Raw genomic sequence first — 17,900 nt, forward strand, 5'->3', positions numbered from 1 at the left:
TAGGTCTTGAGACGGGAGGACGGCAATGGGTGGGACCGAACACCTGACCGTGGAGCGCCACGGCGCCACGCTGGTGCTCACCATGAACAGGCCCGAGGCGAAGAACGCGCTCTCGCTGCCGCTGCTGGTGGGGCTCTACGACGGCTGGCTGGAGGCGGACGCCGACGACACGGTCCGCTCCGTGATCCTGACCGGTGCGGGCGGCGACTTCTGCGCCGGAATGGACCTCAAGGCGCTGGCCGGCAAGGGGATGGCGGGCGACGAGTACCGGGACCGGCTGAAGGCCGACCCCGACCTGCACTGGAAGGCGATGCTCCGCCACCACCGGCCGCGCAAGCCGGTGATCGCGGCCGTGGAGGGCTACTGCGTGGCCGGCGGGACCGAGATCCTCCAGGGCACGGACATCCGGATCGCGGGCGAAGGCGCCACCTTCGGGCTGTTCGAGGTCCGGCGGGGCCTGTTCCCGATCGGCGGCTCGACCGTACGGCTGCCCCGGCAGATCCCGCGGACGCACGCACTGGAGATGCTGCTGACCGGGCGGCCCTATTCCGCCGAGGAGGCCGCCCGGATCGGGCTCATCGGGCGGGTGGTCCCGCAGGGGGGCGCGCTGGAGGCGGCGTTGGGGATCGCCGAGCAGGTCAACGCGTGCGGGCCGCTGGCCGTCGAGGCCGTCAAGGCCTCCGTCTACGAGACGGCCGAGATGACCGAGCGGGAGGGGCTGGCCTCCGAACTGGTGCGGGGGTGGCCGGTCTTCGACACGGCCGACGCGAAGGAGGGGGCGCGGGCGTTCGCCGAGAGGCGGCCCGCCCTGTACCGGCGGGAGTAGCCGCACCCCCGGCCGGCCCCCCGTCCCGGCCCTCGGACCCCCGTCCCGGCCCCCGGCCCCCCCTGTCCCGGCCCCCGGATCCCGGACGGACCTGTACGTGTCGTGTCGTGACCGTCGCGAGTACTGGAGAACCTCTTATGACAGCAGCCGCGTCCCCACCCGAGGTGCTCCGTGCGCCCCTCGTCGTCGAGTTCCCCTTCACCCGGTCCCTCGGGCCCGTCCAGAGCGCCTTCCTCACCGGGCTGCGTGAGCGCGTCGTCCTCGGCGTCAGGACCACCGACGGGAAGGTGATGGTCCCGCCCGTCGAGTACGACCCCGTCACCGCAGAGGAGATCCGCGAACTCGTCGAGGTCGGCGCCACCGGGACCGTCACCACCTGGGCGTGGAACGGCGACCCGCGCCCCCACCAGCCCCTTGCCACGCCGTTCGCCTGGGTCCTCGTCCGGCTCGACGGCGCGGACACCGCGATCCTGCACGCCCTCGACGCCCCCGGCCCCGAAGCCGTCCACACCGGCATGCGGGTCCGCGTGCGGTGGGCCGCCGAGCGCTCCGGCGCCATCACCGACATCGCCTGCTTCGAACCCGACGGTGCGGGCACGCCCGAACGGCAAGCGCGCCCGCACGACGGGCGGTTCGCCGACACCGTCACCGGCATCGTCGCCGAGGCGCGCCTCGACTACACCTACAGCCCCGGGCGCGCCCAGACCGCGTACATCAACGCCCTCGCCGAACGCCGGACGGTCGGCGAGCGCTGCCCTTCGTGCCACAAGGTGTACGTCCCGCCGCGCGGCGCCTGCCCCACCTGCGGGGTCGCCACCACCGAGCAGGTGGAGGTCGGACCGGCCGGCACCGTCACCACGTTCTGCATCGTCAACATCAAGGCGAAGAACCTGGACATCGAAGTCCCCTACGTCTACGCCCACATCGCCCTCGACGGAGCCGACCTCGCCCTCCACGGCCGGATCGGCGGCATCCCGTACGACCAGGTCCGCATGGGCCTGCGCGTCGAGCCCGTGTGGACCGAGGGCGGCCGCCATCCCGACCACTACCGCCCCACCGGCGAGCCGGACGCGGACTACGACGCGTACAAGGAGCTCATCTGATGCCCAGGACGAGCAGGCACGCACGCGACGTGGCCGTCGTCGCCTTCGCGCAGAGCGACCACCGGCGGCGCACCGACGAGCTCAGCGAAGTCGAGATGGTCATGCCGGTCCTGCACCAGGTGCTGGACCGGACCGGTCTGAAGGCCGGCGAGATCGGCTTCACCTGCTCCGGATCCAGCGACTACCTCGCCGGCCGGGCCTTCTCCTTCACGATGACCCTCGACGGGGTCGGCGCCTGGCCGCCGATCTCCGAGTCCCACGTCGAGATGGACGGCGCCTGGGCCCTGTACGAGGCCTGGGTCAAGATCCAGACCGGCGAGGCCGACACCGCGCTCGTCTACGCGTACGGCAAGTCCTCGCCGGGATCGGTACGGGACGTCCTGACGAGGCAGCTCGACCCCTACTACCTGGCGCCCCTGTGGCCCGACTCGGTGGCCCTGGCCGCCCTCCAGGCGCAGGCGCTGATCGACGCGGGCGGGACCGACGAGGACGCCCTCGCCGCAGTCGGCGCCCGCAGCCGTGCGGCCGCCGGGGCCAACCCGCACGCCCAGCTCGGTGGCGCCGTCCCGCAGGGCGACTACCAGGTCCGGCCGCTGCGCACCGGCGACTGCCCGCCGATCGGCGACGGTGTGGCCGCCGTCGTCCTCGCCGCGGGCGACGCCGCCCGCAGGCTGACCGCGCGCCCCGCCTGGATCACCGGCATCGACCACCGGATCGAGGCCCACGGCCTCGGCCTGCGCGACCTCACGGACTCCCCGTCCACCCGGATCGCCGCCGAGCGGGCCGGGTTGTTCGAAGCCCCCGTGGACACCGCGGAGCTGCACGCGCCGTTCTCCTCCCAGGAGGTGGTCCTGCGCAAGGCGCTGGGCCTCGGAGCGGACGTCGTCGTCAACCCGTCCGGCGGGGCGCTCGCCGCCAACCCCGTCATGGCCGCCGGCCTGATCCGCATCGGCGAGGCCGCCGCCCGCATCCACCGCGGCGAGTCCGACCGGGCCGTCGCGCACGCCACGTCCGGCCCCTGCCTCCAGCAGAACCTGGTCGCCGTCCTGGAAGGGGACCGAGCATGAGCACATCGCGCACTCCGGGTGCGCCGGGCACCGCGGGGGCCCGGGGCAAGGAGCCCGTGGCCGTCGTCGGCGTCGGCCAGACCAAGCACGTGGCCGCCCGCCACGACGTCTCCATCGCCGGACTCGTCCGCGAGGCCGCGGTGCGCGCCCTCGCCGACGCCGAGCTGACGTGGGCGGACATCGACGCGGTCGTCATCGGCAAGGCCCCCGACTTCTTCGAGGGCGTGATGATGCCGGAGCTGTACCTGGCGGACGCCCTCGGCGCGGTCGGCAAGCCCATGCTCCGCGTCCACACGGCCGGATCCGTCGGCGGGTCCACCGCCCTGGTCGCCGCCAACCTGGTGGCCGCCCGGGTTCACCGGACCGTGCTGACGCTCGCCTTCGAGAAGCAGTCCGAGTCGAACGCCATGTGGGGCCTCTCGCTGCCCGTCCCCTTCCAGCAGCCGCTGCTGGCGGGCGCCGGCGGGTTCTTCGCCCCGCACGTGCGCGCGTACATGCGGCGCACCGGCGCGCCCGACACGGTCGGCTCGCTCGTCGCGTACAAGGACCGCCGCAACGCGCTGAAGAACCCGTACGCGCACCTGCACGAGCACGACATCACCCTGGAGAGGGTCCAGGCCTCGCCGATGCTGTGGGACCCGATCCGGTACTCCGAGACGTGCCCCTCCTCGGACGGGGCCTGCGCGATGGTCCTCACCGACCGGGCGGGCGCGGCCCGTTCGCCCCGGCCGCCGGCCTGGGTACACGGCGGGGCCATGCGCAGCGAGCCGACCCTCTTCGCGGGCAAGGACTTCGTCTCCCCGCAGGCGGGCAAGGACTGTGCCGCCGACGTCTACCGGCAGGCCGGGATCACCGACCCGCGGCGGGAGATCGACGCGGTGGAGATGTACGTCCCGTTCTCCTGGTACGAGCCGATGTGGCTGGAGAACCTCGGGTTCGCCGAGGAGGGCGAGGGCTGGAAGCTCACCGAGGCCGGGGTCACCGAACTCGACGGGGACCTGCCGGTCAATCCGTCGGGCGGGGTGCTGTCGACCAACCCGATCGGCGCCTCCGGCATGATCCGCTTCGCGGAGGCGGCGCTCCAGGTGCGGGGGCTGGCCGGCGAGCACCAGGTCCCGGGAGCCCGCCGGGCCATGGGCCACGCGTACGGTGGCGGCGCCCAGTTCTTCGCGATGTGGCTGGTGGGGGCGGAGCAGCCGGCCTCCTGAGCCCGACGGCTCCTGCGGGTGGCCGCGCGGCGCGGTGACGGACCGGCCGCGGGTGACTCACCGTGGCCTGTGCGGCACCCGCTGCGATGGTTACTCTGGCCCCCGGACGACGTACCGGCAGTACCGGGAGGAGCACGCACGTGGCCGAGAGCATGATTTCGCAGCCTCTGGCCGGCTGGGACAAGCCGGACCTCGATCTCAGCGAGGCGGACTGGCAGTCGAGCAGCCGGGGAGCGGGCGACGTCCAGATCGCCTTCGTCGAGGGGTTCATCGCGATGCGCAACAGCGAACGCCCCGAGAGTCCGTCGCTGATCTTCGCGCCGGACGAGTGGCGCAGGTTCGTGATGGGCGCGCGGGGCGGGGAGTTCGACCTCACGTAGCCCTCCCGGATGGACGGAGGGACGGACGGACGGAGGGGCGGGCATCCCCCGGGATGGACGGCCCCTCCGTCCGCCCGCGCCCGCCGTGGCCGTCGGGCCCCGTGGTCAGGCGTCCGTCGGCAGGTGCCCCAGCAGGACGCGCGGCCAGCACGAGCAGCCAGGTCAGTTGTACGGCGGCGGCCTCGTGGGCCAGCGCTCCGGCGAGGAGCACCACGGCCAGCGAAGGCCCCACGAGGAGCACCGCGGTGCCGGTCCCGCGGGCCGAGGCAAGCGCCGCCACCCCGGCGATGGCCAGGTACACCGCGAGGCTTCCGCACAGCAGCCACCGCACCGGCTCCGGGGCCGGGTGGTCCGTGAACTCCACGGCGTTGCCGAGCGCGGCCGCCAGGGCCGCGACCGAACCCGCGACGAAGCAGTGCAGCGGCAGCACCAGTCGCACCGGAAGGACGTCCCACGCCAGCAGCGGCACACCGTCCGCGCCGTGGCGCAGCGACAGTGACCAGAGGAGGAGCAGCAGGAGGAACGCGGCGACGCCGACCCCGTAGAGGGCCGCGTCCCACTCCACCTCCGACGCGGAGGCCACCACCTGGGCGATCGCCTCGCCCAGCACGATCAGCTGGAACAGGCCCAGCCGCTCCCCGAGGTGCGGGGCGTCCATCGGTGCGGCCACGAGCCCCGGCGCCGTTCGCCGCCGGCGCGCCTCCAGGCGCTTGCCCGAGACCGCGAACATGACCGCGAGGTCGATGGCCAGCCCCAGCGCCCACAGCGCGTACCGGGCCGTCCCGTCGAACCACATCGACACGATCCACGGCGTCAGACCCATCCCCAGCTGCGTGATCGGCAGATCGGGTACGTACTCCCCGCGCCGCTCCCACGCCTTGCCGGCCAGCGAGCGCACCAGGATGTAGGCCAGCGCGAACGCCCCCGCCCGGTCCTCCCGCACGCCGTGCACCGATGCCGCCATGACCGCCATGCCGAACATCCCCGCCAGCACCGTCCACGTCCGGGCCTCGTCCCCGCTGACGTTCCCGTACACCGTGAACAGCATCCAGCCAGTCCAGAACGCCAGGAACATCACCGCGTACAGCGCGACGTCGTTCCAGCCGGGACTGCCGTGCAGCAGGTGCGCCAGCTGGGCGACGCCCGCCACCGCCGTCAGGTCGAAGAACAGCTCCAGCCAGGAGGCGTGCCGTTCCCCCTCCACGAAATCGGTCATATCGGGATGATAGGTATCTGTGGGCGTGTGTGGCGGTCGGTAAGGGGCCGTTCACAAGAATTCCGGTCCTTCCTGGCCAGGCCTTCCCGCGGGCGTGCGCGGGCGTAACCTGAGGGCCCGAACGGGCCTGAGGGGTACCAGCCATGACGGAACGCCGGACCCGTGGACGGCGCGAAATGTTCGAACGCGAGGTCGAACTCGCCGCGGTGGACGAAGCCCTGGCCCGGCCCTCGGCCTCTGCGCCCCCGAGCAGGGCGCACCGCCCGACCTCCAGGGCCTGCGCGACGGACTCGACTGGGTCCTGACCCACCTCGTCGTCACGCGCGCCCCCGTCGCCCTCGTCCTCGACGACGCCCACTGGGCCGACCCCGAATCCCTCACCTGGCTCGCCGCGTTCGCCTCTCGCGCCGAACACCTCCCGCTGCTCCTCGTCGTCGCGTACCGCCCCGAGGAACTGCCCGCGCACGCCGAGGCCTTCCGTACGCTGCCCGGCCGCGCGGGACACCGAACTGGAGGCCGTGGACCGCAGGCTGAGTCCACGCGGCATCCAGAACCCGTCCTGGTGCCCGTGGCGGCTGCACCTGGCCCGGGCCCTGGCGGCCGAGGACCCCGAGCGGGCCCGCGACCTGGCCGACGGCGCGGTCCGCAGGGCCCGGGCCTTCGGCGCCCCCTCGGGCATCGGCCAGGCGCTGCGGGTCGCCGCGGAGGTCGCACCCCCGGGGGAGCGTCCGGCGCTGCTGACCGAAGCGGTGTCCCTGCTGTCCGAGTCACCCGCGGGGTACGAGCTGGCGCTCGCCCTCGCCGCACTGGGCACCGAGCTGCGCGACACGGCCCTGCTGACCAGGGCGGCGGTGATCGCCCGCGAGTGCGGCGCCGATGGCCTGGAGCGCAGCGCGGTGAACGCCGTGCGCGCGCTCGGCGGGGGACCGCCGTGCGCCGCGGCCCCCGAGGGCGCCCTCACGGAGGAAGAGGCCGGGCTGGCGCGGCGGGCCGCCGAAGGCGACCCGGCGGTGTCCGGGCCGGGCCTGTCGGCGGTCTGCCGGAAACTCGGCACGGACCGCACCGGTCTCCGCGAGGCGCTGGAGGTGTTCGCCCGCAGCTCAAGGTGATACGGGCGGTGACCGCGGGGGCAGGGTGGACCCATGGACCCCATCGACCACTCGACGAGGCTCTCCCATTTCCGCAACGAGACGGCGGCCTTCGAGAGGGCCGTCCGGCGCGCGATCGACGACGTCGGCGACACCCCGGTCCCGCTGGTGCCGTCCTGCCCCGGGTGGTCGGTCGCCGACCTGGTCGGGCACCTGGGCTCGGTGCACCGGTTCGTGGCCCGCATCCTGCGCGAGCGCCTCTCCGAGGCCCCAGACCACACCGATCCCACGATCTACGACCTCCCGCAGGACCCGGCGGTACGGGCGGCCTGGCCGAAGCTGGAGGGCGTACCGAACCCGGGACCGGTGCCGCAGGCGCTGACGGAGTGGTTCGCGCAGGGCGCGCGGCGGCTGGAAGCCCTCTTCCGGGAACTCGGGCCGGACGTGCCGGTGTGGACGTGGTCGGCGGATTCCGCCGACCGCACGAGCGGCTTCTGGCTGCGCATGCAGACCATCGAGCTGGCCGTGCACCGGTGGGACGCCCAGTCGGCGACCGGGGCGCCGGAGCCGGTCGACGCGGCGATCGCGGCGGACGCGGTCCCGCACACCTTCGAGACGATGGCCCCGTTCCGGCGGGCCGCCGCCGGGGCCCCGGCCGGGGCGGGCGAGCGGTACCGCTTCCGGCGGACGGACGGACCCGGGTCCTGGACCGTCACGTTCTCCGGGGACCTGGTCCAGGTGGAGCACGGGGCCACCGGCACGGTGGGCGTGGAGGCCGCGGGCACGGCCTCGGACCTGATGCTGTTCCTCTGGCGGCGGATCCCGGCGTCCGCCCTGTGCGTCAGGGGCGATGCGGAGCTGCTGCCGCACTACTTCACCCTGGTCCCGCCGGTGTGACCGCCGCCCGGTCCGCCGCCGTGACCGCCGCCCGGTCCGACCCGGTCCCTCCCCGGCCCCTCCCCGGTCCCTCCCCGGTCCCGGCCGCCCGGCCGCCCGGCGCGCCGGTTCGGCCACGGGAGCGGTGCGGTGGGCCCGGGGCCGGAAAACACGGGCGGGCACGTACCATGGCGGCATGTCCTTCCTCCGCCGCAACCGCGCCGCCACACCCGCCGGCCCGGACTTCGACGTCCTGGCCATGGACCCGGGGGACTGGCCGGGCAATCTCGGGGCCGGGCTGCTGCCCGCGCCCGACGGCAGCTGCCAGGGCGTCTTTCTCCGCTACGACCTGTTCGGCGGACGCGGCCCCGCGATGATCATCGGCAACCTCCCCGAGGGCTCCCCGGCCCGGGAGCTCGCCGACGGCCAGGTCCCCTTCGAGGTGGCCCAGCTCCTCGACGCCCTCGAGAACGACGAGGAAGTCGAGGTCACGGGCATCGAGGACTGCCCCGTCATGCAGGGCGACAACCTCCTGATCGTCCGCAAGGTCAAGCTCTCCGAGGGCCGGATCAGCTGCGTGCAGTTCGACCGCAGCGACAACGTGCTGGTCACCATCGCCAGCTGGGACCGGCCCATCACCGACGACCTGTACGCCCTCCTGAAGCCGCTCCCCGCCGAGCTCTTCCAGCAGGGCTGAGCCCCACCCCCCTCCAGACGTCACGCGTCCGCGATGTCGTTCGCCGCCACGTAGCCGAACGTCATCGCGGGACCGATCGTCGATCCCGCCCCCGCGTAGCTGTGGCCCATCACCGCCGCGCTCGCGTTGCCCGCCGCCCACAGGCCCCGGATCACCGACCCGTCCGGCCGCAGGGCACGGGCCCGGGCGTCCGTGACGATCCCGCCCTTCGTGCCCAGGTCACCCGGCACGATCTTGAAGGCGTAGAACGGCGGGGCCCAGACGGGGGCCAGGCACGAGTTCGGCTGCACCCCCGGGTCCGTGTAGTAGTGGTCGTACGCCGTGTCGCCCCGGTGGAAGTCGGGGTCCGTCCCGTTCCACGCCTGTGCGTTGAACCGGTTGAGGGTGGCGCGCAGGGCCCCCGCCGGCACGCCGATCTGTCCGGCCAGCGCGTCCCAGGTCCACGCCTTCTTCGCCGCCCCCGCCTCGTACCAGGCGTCCGGGAAGAGGATCGTCGGCAGGACGTCCTTGAACAGGTACTTGTTGCGGTAGTTCTGGTCCACGATCAGCCAGGCCGGAATGTGCGAGCCGACCGCCCCACGGTCCTTCTCGTACATCACGTGCACCACATCGCTGTACGGGGCCGCCTCGTTGACGAAGCGGGCGCCGTTGCCGTTGACGATCAGCCCGCCGGGCAGGGTCCGCTCGGCCAGGCAGAAGTACGGCTCGCCCGGCAGCGGGATCGACGGCCCCCACCAGGCGTCCTCCATCAGCGCCAGCGCCGCCCCGGCCCGCTGCCCCGCCCGGATCCCGTCGCCGGTGTTCTCCTTGGCGCCCACCGACCACTGGGTGCCGATCGGCTGCTGCTGGTACTGCGCCCGCATCTGGGCGTTGTGCTCGAACCCGCCCGAGCCGACGACCACGCCCCTGCGGGCCCGTACGACACCCCGCGCGCCGTCCCTCTCCACCACCACGCCGGTGACGGCGCCCGCCTCCTGCACCAGGTCGACCAGCGGGCTGTTCAGCCACACCGGCACGCCCGCCTGCATCAGCCCGGCCCGCAGCCCGGCCGCCAGCGCCTGTCCCATCGTGAGCGGCTTCTGCCCGCACAGCGCGGCCTTGGTGCCGCGCGCCAGGCACTCCGTGGACACCGCCAGGCCCCTGGCGTTCACGGCCGCCAGGTTCAGCCACTTGTAGTCCTGGCTGAACACCACCATCCCGGCCGGCACCGGCATGTACGCCGGGTTCAGCCGGGCCAGTTCGCCGCCCAGGATGTTGCCGTCGATCTGGTCGGGCTCGATGGACCGGCCGTTCGGCATCCCGCCCGGCAGGTTCGGGTAGTAGTCGCTGTACCCGTCCATGTACCGGAACCGCAGCGGGCTGTTGGCCATCACGAAGTCCAGCATCCGCGGACCGTTCGCGAGGAAGGCCGCCTGCCGGTCCGCCGGGGAGCCGTCGCCGACCACCGCCGCCAGGTAGGCGGCCGCCTTCTGCGGGGTGTCCGGCACCCCCGCCGCCAGGATCACCGAGTTGTTCGGCAGCCAGATCCCGGCTCCGGAGCGCGCCGCCGAACCGCCGAACGTCGGTGCCTTCTCGACGACCAGGACGCTCAGGCCCCGCTTGGCGGCGGTGAGCGCGGCCGTCATCCCGGACGCCCCGGACCCGACCACCACGACGTCGTACTCACCGAGCGGAACCCCCGCATCGGCCCGGGCTCCGGCCGGCGGCAGCACGGCCGCGGCGAGCACCCCCGCGCCGGCCCCGGCGAGGACCGTGCGGCGGGAAGGAGAAGGAGGGCACGCGGACGCTGCGCTTGCGGACATGGGCGGGCTCCAGCGGAGTGGGGACGGCGGGGACGGCGGCTCCAGGGATTCTGATGCCAAGTCAGAAAAGGTGTTCGCGGGATCATGTGATGTCAAGACATGCGCAGGGGTGGCGAGACGGCCCTGAACGCACGAAATCCCGTGGTACGCACATCAAGTGCGTACGACACGGGATTTTCGTACGGGGTACGACCGCCGGGTCAGCGGGTTCCGACCGCCGCGCGTACCGCCCTGCGGGCCATGCCGCAGTCGTCGTGCAGCCGGCGGAGCAGCAGCCGCTGCTCCTCGCCGGAGGACAGCGCGCCCGCCGGCAGGGGCTGGCTCGGGGCGGTCGCCAGCATGGAGCGCTGGACCGCCGTCTCACACATCCGGATCTCCCGGGTCAGCACCAGCATCAGGTTGACCAGGAAGGCGTCCCGCGACGCCGGACCCGCCGACTGGGCGAGCCGGCTGATCTGGCTGCGGGCGGCCGGGGCGTCGCCCAGTACCGTCCACAGCGTGGCCAGGTCGTACCCGGGCAGATACCAGCCCGCGTGCTCCCAGTCGAGCAGCACCGGCCCCGCGGGGGACAGCAGCAGGTTCGACAGGAGGGCGTCCCCGTGGTTGAACTGACGCTGTACGCCCGCCAGTTTCAGCCCGCACAGCAGCTTCTGCAGATCACCCAGATCCCGGTCGGTGAGCAGCCCCAACTCGTGGTACCGCGCCACCCGCTGTGCGTAGTTCAGCGGGTCCCCGAACAGATCGGCCGGCGGACGCCACTGGTTCACCCGGCACACCGCCCCCAGCGCGGCCCGTACGTCGGCCCGCGGCGGAGCCTCCACGGGGTGCCGCTGCAATGCCGCGACCCGGCCCGCCATCCGTTCGACCACCAGCGTGCAGTTCTCGGGGTCCGCGGCGACGAGCCGCGGCACCCGGACCGGCGGGCGGTGCCGGACGAACGTCCGGTACGCCGCTATTTCGTGCCGGTACCGCTCGCGCCATTCCTCTGAGTGGTCCAGTAAAACCTTCGCGACGGCGGTCATCCGTCCCGTCGTCCCGACCAGGAGGACCGATCGGCCGCTGCGCCGCAGCACCTGCACCGGCGCGAACTCCGGGCAGATCCGCTGCACCGAGGCGAGCGCGGTGCGCAGCTGCGCGCCCTGCGGCCCCGAGAGGTCGATCCTGCCGCTGAGCGGCTGCGATCCGGCCCCCGGCATCCGCCGCGCCCGTACGGCGCCCTGCGCCGGAGCCGCCTGGCGGCCGGGGTCGAGGTAGGGGCCGCCGCCAGCCTGGAGCGTGCGGTGCGGCCGGACCGGGGCGGACACGGAGGACGTTGCTGCGTACATGGCGTTACGGATCCCTTCGTGCGCCGACGAGTTGCGTACGCCACCCCGCCGGTCCCGTACTTCACCCTGGGGAGTTCCGCCCGGAGACCGGGTCGGGGAGGCGCATTCCTACCTGACACCCGGCCGTGGGTGGCGGACCACGAAGCGTGCCCTGGCGAAGCCTGGCGAATATGCACGGGGCCACTGACGGAGGGCTACTGTCAATTCAGCCGAGAACCTGGGGGCTTGACGTGAGCAAAGGACCAAACACCCGCCTGAACGACTTGTTCGGCCTGGCCGGCTGGTCGAAGGGTGAGCTGGCGAGGATGGTCAACCGGCAGGCGGCGGCCATGGGCCACCACCAGCTGGCCACCGACACCTCGCGGGTACGGCGCTGGATCGACATGGGGGAGACCCCGCGCGAACCGGTGCCCACCGTACTGGCAGCCCTGTTCACCGAGCGGCTCGGTCGTGTCGTGACCATCGAGGACCTCGGGTTCGTACGGCAGCGGCGCACCACGAAACGGCAGCCGGACGGGGCGAAGGAGAACCCCGACGGAATGCCCTGGGCGCCCGAACGCACAGCCGCGGTCCTCACCGAATTCACGGGAATGGACCTCATGCTCAACCGACGCGGTCTGATGGGCGCGGGTGTCGCGCTCACCGCAGGCTCCGCCCTCGCCCACGCCATGAACGACTGGCTCCACACCGATCCCGCCCCCGCCAAACCCCCGCAGGCCTTCGGTGACTCCTACCAGGCCGACCCGATCGGCTACGACCGCTACGAGGCCGCCCCGATCGGCTCCCAGGAGATCGAGGCGCTGGAGCGCTCCGTGGAGGTCTTCCGAGCCTGGGACGCCTCCCGGGGGGGCGGACTCCAGCGCAAGGCCGTGGTCGGCCAGCTCAACGAGGTGGGCGGCATGCTCGCCTACCACCACCCCGACCACCTCCAGCGGCGGCTGTGGGGGGTGGCGGCCAACCTGGCGGTGCTCGCCGGCTGGATGTCCCACGACGTGGGGCTCGAACCCACCGCGCAGAAGTACTTCGTCATCGCCGCACACGCGGCCCGTGAAGGCGGGGACCGGCCGCGGGCAGGCGAGGCGCTGTCCCGGGCCGCCCGCCAGATGGTCCACCTGGGCAAGCCGCACGAGGCCCTGGATCTGATGAAGCTGGCGAAGTCCGGCTCCGGCGAGCAGACCCTGCCCCGCACCCGCGCCATGCTGCACACCATCGAGGCCTGGGCGCAGGCGGCGATGGGCAAGGGCCAGGCCATGCGCCGCACCCTCGGCGAGGCCGAGGACCTGTTCGTCTCGGACCGGGGTGACGTGCCCCCGCCCTCGTGGATGCAGAACTTCGACGAGGCGGACCTGCACGGCATGCAGGCCCTGGCCTTCCGCACCCTCGCCGAACACGACCCCTCGGTCGCGCCGATCGCGCAGCGGCACGCCCGGGAGGCGCTGCGGCTGCGGTCCGGCGGTCACCAGCGCTCGCAGATCTTCGACTACATCTCCATGGCGTCCGCCTGCTTCATCGCCGACGATCCGGAGCAGGCCGACCGCTACGCGCGGCTCGCGCTGGTCTCGATGAACGAGACCTCCTCGCACCGGACCTGGGACCGGCTGCGCGAGATGTACCGGCTGACCGGCCAGTACGCCGGGTACGCTCGGATCGAGGACCTGCGCGCGGAGATCGAACTGGCCCTGCCCAACAGCCCGTCGCAGCGCAGCGTCTAGGCCTTGCGCGGGCACCCCGGACCGGCATCCGCCCCGCCGCCGTCCCCATCGCCAGCCGCAGTCGCACGGGACGCCCCCGTACCCGGACGAGAAAGGCCGCGCCGTGCGGCGCGGCCCTGAAGCGGTACCCGTCGGCCCGTCGCGGGAGCTCAGCCCCCGACCCTGGCCACCAAGACGCAGGCGTCGTCCTCGCGTTCACCTCCGCCGAACTCCTCGACCACCATCCGCACGCAGTCCTGCGCCGACCCCGCGGCCGTGAACCGCGGCGCGAGGGCCAGCAGCCGCTCAGTGCCGTCCGCCCGGCTGAACTCGATGCTGCACGGCGTCAGTCCGTCCGTGCGCAGGACCAACACGTCGCCGGGTTCCAGTCGTTCCTCGGCCTGCCCGTACGCCGCCCCGGAGGTCGCGCCCAGCAGGACGCCCTCCGGTGGCTGCAGGGAGCGGCCGGAGCCGCCGCGGAACAGCAGCGGGGCGGAGTGGCCCGCCTGCGCCCAGGACAGTACGCGACGCGCCGGATCGTAACGGCAGCAGACGGCCGAGCCGAGCGCGGGCTGTACGGAGGCCTCCAGCAGCTGGTTGAGCCAGCCCATCAGCGGGCCCGGCTCGATCCCGGCCATGGCCATGCCGCGCAGGGCGCCGAGCATCATCGCCATCCCGGAGGTGGCCGTGACACCGTGCCCGGTGAGGTCGCCGACGGTCAGCAGCGAGCGTCCGTCGGGCAGGTCCAGCGCGTCGTACCAGTCCCCGCCGATCAGCGCGCTCGTCGCCGCGGGCAGATAGTGCGCGGCGACGTCGAGGGCGCCGGTGGTGTGGTGCGGGAACCGCAGGGAGCCGCGCCACGGGGGGAGCACGGCTTCCTGCAGCTCGACCGCCAGCCGGTGCTCGGTCTGCGCGATCTCCTGCCGGCGCTGCAGCGAGTCACGGGACTCGCGCACGGCGCGCTGGCTCCGGCGCAGTTCACTCACGTCCCGGAACACGGCCCACATGGAGGCCGTGCAACCGTCGGAGTCGAGTACCGGCTCGCCTCGCATGTGCAACGTCCGGACGCGGCCGTCGGCCCGGACGATGCGGAACTCGCCGTCGATCGGTCTCCCGTCGACCAGACAGGCCGTCACCATGGAGGTGAGCAGCGGCTGGTCCTCGGAGAAGAGGGTGGACCCGAGTTCGTCGAGGGGCAGCGGGCCGGCCTCGGGCGAGCGGCCGAAGATCTGGAAGAGCTCCTCGGACCAGTTGACCTCGTCGGTGAGCAGGTTCCACTCGGCGCTGCCGACGCGCACCTGCTGCGCCTCGGGCCCGGCGTCCGTCCCCGCGTCGTCGTCGGGGAGCTCCCTCAGATCGGGGGCGACGGGCAGGCCTTCCTTGAGCTGGCCCAGGTGTTCGCCCAAGTCGTCGAGCTGGTGGACGGCGAGGTCACACAGGGCGCGCTGCCAGCGGCCCTGGGCGTCGTCGTCGTCCACGGCGGTGTCACGGCGCACCGCGTCCACCTCGCCGCGCAGCCGCCGGGTCTGCGAGATCAGTGCGTCCACCGACCCCGGCTCGGGCGGCTGCGCGGGACGGTCCGCGAAGAGGTGGGACGGCATGAGAACTCCGATACAGGCGGCGCGGTACGGCCAACGTCTGAAGGAAGGACCGGTTACGACTGTTGCACAGGCCGCCACGGCCCGTAAGGCGTTTGGCAACATCCGTACAGGCCTTGCTTCGGGCATATGCCTAGGGCCTCCCCGGCCCGGCCAAGCCTGTACGAACGATTCCGGACAGCCCTTCCGGGCCCGCCCGGAAGGGCTGTCCGCGGCCGCCCCCGGTGTCACACGACGATCGGCACCGCGTGGATCTCGCTGGCCGGGTGTCCGGTGCGCTCGTGGATCCGCATGACCGCCTCCGCCGAGGGCGCCTCGGACAGGCAGTACACCGTGCCGGACACGGGGTCGGCCCAGGCGCGCTCGAAGTGCACCTTCTCGTCGCCCTCGATCGCCAGGTCCGCGTTGTGGGCGGCCATCAGCTCGGCTTCCGTGATGCCCTTCATGCCGTGGTGGACGTCCATGTACATCGTCACCGCCGCACACCTCCTCCTGCGTTTCGGCGCATGCGGCTGCCGGCGTGGCGCCGCTCCTGCTCCCATCGTCCTCCCGCGGCCGGAAACCGGCCCTCCGGAGGAGGCGGATCGATCGTACGGACGAGGTGTGCGAGTCCTCGGGCCGCAAAAACGGCACCGCGGCCGGTTCGGCGCCCCCGCCGGGTTACCCCCCGAACGAAGGACCCCGTCCGCGCACGGCAGTGACGACGCTCCGCTTCCCACCTCACCCGGTGATCGCTACGCTACGTGCCGGTAACGACTCGGGGAGGCCCGCGAAGGCGGGCCCGCGCAGGGCGGGGACACAGCAACATGACCGGGCAGAGCCGCCGCTCCTTCCTCACGCACCTCGTCGCGGCGCCGACGCTCGCCCTCGTCACCCGGGCCGGCGCCGACGCCCTCGCCCCGCAGTCCGCCCACGCCGTGGTCCCGACCCTGCCCGCCCCGGCCGATCTGGTCGACCTCGGCGACCTGTTCATCCTGGCCGGCGCGCCGACCTCCGCCCTGCTGGCGCTGTCCGTGGAGACGGACGGCACCGTCCGCTTCCGGCTGCCGCGCGAGGAGGTCGGCCAAGGCCTCACCACCGCCGTCGCCATGCTCGTCGCGGAAGAGCTCGACGTGCCGCTGGCCTCCGTCCGCGTGGAACTGGACGACGCGCGACCGGAGTTGCTGTTCAACCAGCTCACCGGGAGCTCCAACTCCGTCCGCTCCCTCTACGGCCCCGTCCGGCAGACCGCCGCCACCGCCCGGGCCCGCCTGGTCGCCGCGGCCGCCCGCAGGTGGAACCTCGCCGCCTCCTCGCTGACCACCGCCGACGGCGCCGTACGGGCCCCCGACGGCCGCACCGCCGACTACGGCGGCCTCGCCGCGGCCGCCGCCGACCCCGCCCTGACCGTCCTCGGCGCCGTCCCGAAGAAGGCGTCGACGCACACCCTCGTCGGCAGGGCCACCGGCCGCATCGACGCCCGCGCCATGGTGACCGGCGCCCAGCAGTACACCCTGGACCTCGACGTGCCCGGCGCCAAACCCTGCGTGGTCCGCCGCCCGCCCACCCTCGGCGGAAGCGTCACGTCCGTCGCCAACCTGGCCGCCGTCCGCGCCATGCCCGGCGTCCTGCACGTGGTCACCGTCCCGACCGGGGTCGCCGTCGTCGCCGAGACCTTCGGCCAAGCCCTCGACGCCAGGGCCGCCCTCCAGGTCACGTGGGGGCCGGGTCCCGCGGACCGGCTCTCGGACGCGGAGATCCGCGCCGCACTGCGCGCCGCCACCCCGCCGCTGCTCGTGCCGCCGCTGCTCACCCCCTACGTGGACGCCGAGTTCGACTTCGCGTTCGTCAGCCACGCCCCCATGGAGACCAACTCCGCCGTGGCCGACGTACGGGAGGACCGCGCCGAGATCTGGTCCGGGCTCAAGTCCCCGATCGTGGCGCGCGAGACGATCGCCGCCGACCTCGGGCTGCCGCTCGACAAGGTCACGGTGCACGTCGTCCAGGCCGGCGGCTCCTTCGGCCGGCGGCTCTTCTTCGACGCGGCGCTGGAGGCGGCCCGCGTCTCCAAGGCCTGCGGCCGTCCCGTACGGCTGATGTGGACCCGCGTCGACGACACCCGGCACGGCCGGATGCGCCCCGCCACGCACCACAAGATCCGCGCCACCCATCTGCTGGGCGAGGTGCTCTCGTTCGAGCACCGGGTGGCCGCCGCCGAGACCGACTTCCGGCACGGGCTCGGCGAGATCATCACCGCCACCGCGGCCAGCCTCCCGCCCGGCATCGGCAACGCCGCCCTCGCGCAGACCCTCTTCCACACGACGATCAAGTCCCCCTACCACTTCGGGCTCACCACCCACGGACTGAGCGAGGTGCCCACCGGCATTCCGACGGGGTCCTGGCGCTCGGTGTACTCCGCCAACACCCGGGGCGCCGAGGAGATCGTGGTCGACGAACTCGCCGCGCGGACCGGCAAGGACCCGTACCGGTTCCGGCGCACCTTCCTGAAGACCGACGCCCAGCGCGCCGTGCTGGACAAGGCGGCGACGGAGGGGGAGTGGGGACGGCCGATGCCGGCGGGCTGCGCGCAGGGCATCGCCTTCCACGAGGAGTACAAGTCCCGTACCGCCTGCCTCGTCGAGATCGACGCCCGCGACCGGGAGCACGTCCGCGTCACCAAGGCCGTCATCGCCGTCGACGTGGGCCTGCCCGTCAACCCGCGCGGACTGGAGGCCCAGATGATCGGCGGCCTCACCGACGCGATCTCCACCACCCTGAAGGCCGGGCTCCACCTCGACAAGGGTCTCCCGCTGGAGGGAAGTTACAGCCAGTTCCACTGGGCGCGGCAGCGCGACACCCCGCGCGACGTCCGGGTCTTCGTGCTGCCGGCCACCGGTGAGGAGCCCGGTGGCGCGGGCGAGCTCGGCGTCCCCGCGGCGGTCGGCGCGATCGCCAACGCCTGGGCCAGGGCCACCGGTGCCAAGCCGCGCAGCTTCCCCCTCGACTTCGACGTCGACTTCACCCCCTACCCCCGCTAGCCGACA

Annotated in this window: 15 protein-coding genes and 1 pseudogene; 11 read left to right on the plus strand and 5 right to left on the minus strand. The window is 73.3% G+C overall.

Features of this window, described 5'->3' with window-relative positions; translation table 11 throughout:
• The first annotated feature begins 25 nt into the window (after positions 1 to 25).
• From ACIPK4_RS13195 to ACIPK4_RS13215, 5 genes are all read left to right on the plus strand, one after another.
• Positions 26 to 826 (plus strand): crotonase/enoyl-CoA hydratase family protein, encoded by an 801-nt coding sequence (locus ACIPK4_RS13195; RefSeq protein ID WP_054225560.1) that lies wholly within the window; start codon positions 26 to 28, stop codon positions 824 to 826.
• A 137-nt stretch (positions 827 to 963) separates the two neighbouring features.
• On the plus strand, positions 964 to 1,929 hold the full coding sequence (locus ACIPK4_RS13200) for a Zn-ribbon domain-containing OB-fold protein (RefSeq protein ID WP_402311998.1): 966 nt from the start codon (positions 964 to 966) through the stop codon (positions 1,927 to 1,929).
• Positions 1,929 to 2,996, plus strand: coding sequence for a thiolase domain-containing protein (locus ACIPK4_RS13205; RefSeq protein ID WP_402312001.1), 1,068 nt, complete (start codon positions 1,929 to 1,931; stop codon positions 2,994 to 2,996). The genes ACIPK4_RS13200 and ACIPK4_RS13205 overlap by 1 nt, the downstream gene beginning before the upstream one ends.
• Positions 2,993 to 4,204 (plus strand): thiolase domain-containing protein, encoded by a 1,212-nt coding sequence (locus ACIPK4_RS13210; protein ID WP_402312003.1) that lies wholly within the window; start codon positions 2,993 to 2,995, stop codon positions 4,202 to 4,204. Before ACIPK4_RS13205 ends, ACIPK4_RS13210 begins: the two co-directional genes overlap by 4 nt.
• 140 nt (positions 4,205 to 4,344) lie before the next feature.
• The gene (locus tag ACIPK4_RS13215; protein ID WP_054220994.1) at positions 4,345 to 4,584 is read left to right on the plus strand and encodes a DUF397 domain-containing protein; all 240 of its coding nucleotides are present in this window, start codon (positions 4,345 to 4,347) and stop codon (positions 4,582 to 4,584) included.
• On the opposite strand, the gene ACIPK4_RS13220 is transcribed toward ACIPK4_RS13215, so the two are convergent.
• Entirely contained in the window at positions 4,577 to 5,800 is a 1,224-nt protein-coding gene (locus tag ACIPK4_RS13220; protein WP_402312005.1) for a low temperature requirement protein A, read from the minus strand. The two genes, ACIPK4_RS13215 and ACIPK4_RS13220, sit on opposite strands and share 8 nt — an antisense overlap.
• Positions 5,801 to 6,020: 220 nt before the next feature.
• Between ACIPK4_RS13220 and ACIPK4_RS13225 the strand changes: the two are divergent.
• The 4 genes and pseudogenes from ACIPK4_RS13225 to ACIPK4_RS13240 form a co-directional block, all read left to right on the plus strand.
• Positions 6,021 to 6,308 (plus strand): annotated as a pseudogene (locus tag ACIPK4_RS13225) (ATP-binding protein); the annotation flags it as partial.
• Positions 6,309 to 6,318: 10 nt separating this feature from the next.
• On the plus strand, positions 6,319 to 6,909 hold the full coding sequence (locus ACIPK4_RS13230) for a hypothetical protein (protein ID WP_402312008.1): 591 nt from the start codon (positions 6,319 to 6,321) through the stop codon (positions 6,907 to 6,909).
• 33 nt (positions 6,910 to 6,942) lie between these two features.
• Positions 6,943 to 7,785: a maleylpyruvate isomerase N-terminal domain-containing protein gene (locus ACIPK4_RS13235; RefSeq protein WP_402312010.1), complete on the plus strand. Its 843-nt coding sequence runs from the start codon at positions 6,943 to 6,945 to the stop codon at positions 7,783 to 7,785.
• A 175-nt stretch (positions 7,786 to 7,960) separates the two neighbouring features.
• On the plus strand, positions 7,961 to 8,461 hold the full coding sequence (locus tag ACIPK4_RS13240) for a hypothetical protein (RefSeq protein WP_054220998.1): 501 nt from the start codon (positions 7,961 to 7,963) through the stop codon (positions 8,459 to 8,461).
• A gap of 20 nt (positions 8,462 to 8,481) precedes the next feature.
• Here the strand turns inward: ACIPK4_RS13240 and kstD are convergent, their stop codons facing one another.
• Both kstD and ACIPK4_RS13250 read right to left on the minus strand, forming a co-directional pair.
• The gene (kstD, locus tag ACIPK4_RS13245) at positions 8,482 to 10,263 is read right to left on the minus strand and encodes a 3-oxosteroid 1-dehydrogenase (protein WP_402312013.1); all 1,782 of its coding nucleotides are present in this window, start codon (positions 10,261 to 10,263) and stop codon (positions 8,482 to 8,484) included.
• A gap of 200 nt (positions 10,264 to 10,463) precedes the next feature.
• Complete coding sequence (locus ACIPK4_RS13250; protein ID WP_402312016.1) at positions 10,464 to 11,588, minus strand: aminoglycoside phosphotransferase family protein; 1,125 nt, start codon at positions 11,586 to 11,588, stop codon at positions 10,464 to 10,466.
• Positions 11,589 to 11,818: 230 nt separating this feature from the next.
• On the opposite strand from ACIPK4_RS13250, the gene ACIPK4_RS13255 reads away from it, so the two are divergent.
• Positions 11,819 to 13,300 carry a hypothetical protein gene (locus ACIPK4_RS13255; RefSeq protein WP_402312019.1) on the plus strand — a complete coding sequence of 494 codons (1,482 nt, stop codon included), beginning with the start codon at positions 11,819 to 11,821 and terminating at the stop codon, positions 13,298 to 13,300.
• Between the two features lie 149 nt (positions 13,301 to 13,449).
• On the opposite strand, the gene ACIPK4_RS13260 is transcribed toward ACIPK4_RS13255, so the two are convergent.
• Together ACIPK4_RS13260 and ACIPK4_RS13265 are read right to left on the minus strand one after the other, a co-directional pair.
• Positions 13,450 to 14,880, minus strand: a complete 1,431-nt coding sequence (locus tag ACIPK4_RS13260; RefSeq protein WP_402312022.1) for a PP2C family protein-serine/threonine phosphatase — start codon at positions 14,878 to 14,880, stop codon at positions 13,450 to 13,452.
• 224 nt (positions 14,881 to 15,104) lie between these two features.
• Entirely contained in the window at positions 15,105 to 15,353 is a 249-nt protein-coding gene (locus ACIPK4_RS13265; RefSeq protein ID WP_107095820.1) for an SCO4226 family nickel-binding protein, read from the minus strand.
• Positions 15,354 to 15,683: 330 nt separating this feature from the next.
• Here ACIPK4_RS13265 and ACIPK4_RS13270 point away from each other — a divergent pair, with 330 nt between their 5' ends.
• On the plus strand, positions 15,684 to 17,894 hold the full coding sequence (locus ACIPK4_RS13270) for a molybdopterin cofactor-binding domain-containing protein (protein WP_402312025.1): 2,211 nt from the start codon (positions 15,684 to 15,686) through the stop codon (positions 17,892 to 17,894).
• Positions 17,895 to 17,900 lie beyond the last annotated feature (6 nt).

Origin of the sequence: Streptomyces sp. NPDC086989, from assembly GCF_044745505.1 — a bacterium.
GTDB lineage: Bacteria > Actinomycetota > Actinomycetes > Streptomycetales > Streptomycetaceae > Streptomyces.